This window comes from Rhodococcus sp. P14, from assembly GCF_000256505.1.
GTDB classification, from domain to species: Bacteria; Actinomycetota; Actinomycetes; order Mycobacteriales; family Mycobacteriaceae; genus Rhodococcus; species Rhodococcus ruber.
Genome location: NZ_AJFC01000377.1, coordinates 1 through 244, shown reverse-complemented (window position 1 = coordinate 244; position 244 = coordinate 1). Strand labels below are relative to the sequence as shown.

Here is a 244-nt window from a genome sequence, read left to right as displayed (position 1 = left end):
GGCTCCCACCACCTCGGCCACCACTACGGCGCGGCCGACGACCACCTCCGAGAACGTCTCGACCACGCCGTCGCAGACGGTCGCCTCCACCACCTCGGCACCGACCGCGACCACGACGCAGGTGGTCGATGCGGGACCGACGGTGCTCGAGCAGGGCGGCGTCTCGGCCGCCGCACTCAACTGATTCCCGCCCCGACACACACGAGAGAGAAGCGATCATGAGCACACATCGCAGGGCTTCGCG

Annotated in this window: 1 pseudogene; it reads left to right on the top strand. The window is 69.7% G+C overall.

Annotated elements, in window-relative coordinates:
- Positions 1–184: pseudogene (locus tag OEY_RS30145) on the top strand (cutinase family protein); the annotation flags it as partial.
- Between the last annotated feature and the right edge of the window lie 60 nt (positions 185–244).